1 protein-coding gene is annotated in these 1,354 nt (G+C 63.0%); it reads left to right on the forward strand.

The annotated features are described in order from the left end of the window. Nucleotides 1-1,310 (forward strand): ferredoxin reductase family protein (locus C8N42_RS21295; protein WP_245890341.1); only part of this gene is annotated, 1,310 nt, incomplete at its 5' end. Between the last annotated feature and the right edge of the window lie 44 nt (nucleotides 1,311-1,354).

Below are 1,354 nucleotides of genomic sequence, written 5' to 3' on the forward strand. Positions count from 1 at the left end.
CGGGCCTTCCCACACTCCCTCGGCTTTCCCTCAACTCTCCTCTGGCCCTGACGGGCCCGGTGCTGGTGGCGCTGCCATGCCTGCTGGCGGCTCTGTTCGGGATGAACACCTATGCGCCTTATGGTGCGGATGCAGCATTTGGTATTGCCGTCGGGGCCGCGGCAGTTGTCGCGATGGCACAGACCTTGATCCTCGCCGCACGGCCGCCACTGGTGGAACCATTGTTCGGCGGTCTCGATCGAATGTACCGGGTCCACAAATGGCTCGGCATTTCCGCGATGGTCCTGATGATACTGCACCAGCAGATAGAGCCGGATTTCGAGCGTTTGGTGCGTGAAACCTCCCTTGGGGACCTAGGTGAAGAGGCGGGCGAACTTGCCTTCAACGCACTTCTCGCCCTAGTCGCTGTCAGCTGGTTCCGGAGATTGCCCTTCATCGGGCTCGAGATTCCCTATCAGCTCTGGCGGTTCAGCCATCGTTTCATGGGAGCCCTTTTTGCAATCGTGGTGTTTCACCAGTTTTTTGTCGACATGCCTGCTGGGGTAGACCCGACATTCATGTTGGTGCTGAATGCTTTCGGCATCGCCGGAGTGGTCGCCTGGATCTTCACCGAGTTGCTCGCTCCGCACCTACGGCGTAGAGACTTCACCGTCAGCCAGATCAGGCAGACCGGTGACACGACCACCTTGACCCTCCGCCCCGAGGGGCGGGCCATGCGGTGGCGGCCGGGGCAATTCGCCTTCTTCCGCGCGCCAGAGGCGGGACTGTCCGAGCCGCACCCCTTCACGATCGCCAGCGCCCCGCGCCCTGACGGCACCCTGACGTTCTCCATCCGGGGCTTGGGTGGCTGGACACGAAGCCTGCCCGCCATCTTGCGGACCGGAACGCGTGTGCAGGTCGAAGGGCCATATGGACGGTTCAATTTCCGCAAGGGCGGTGCGCGCCAAATATGGCTTGCCGGCGGCATCGGTATCACGCCGTTCCTCGCCTGGGCGGAAAGCCTGACAGAGGCGGAGAGTCGCGACATTCACCTCATCTACTGCGTTCCGACACAAGATGAAGCGATTGGCGTAGAGACGCTGCGCGCTGCGGTTGCCCGCAACCCGAGGTTCAGTTTCGAGGTGTTCGTCACGGCGCGCGATGGCAGGCTCACGGCTGAGCGGCTGATCAGCGCCACCCCTTTCGCAGTCCGGCAAGCCGATCTGTGGTTCTGTGGCCCAACCGGCCTGAAGGACGGGGTCCTGAAGGGCTTGAAGGCGCAAGGCCAAACGCCTCGCCGTGTCCGCTTCGAGCAGTTCGAATTCACCTGAACGCGGGGCAGGGCGCATAGCCATGCCAGCCCTGTAGCCTGCGC

Source organism: Celeribacter persicus, assembly GCF_003050785.1.
GTDB lineage: Bacteria > Pseudomonadota > Alphaproteobacteria > Rhodobacterales > Rhodobacteraceae > Celeribacter > Celeribacter persicus.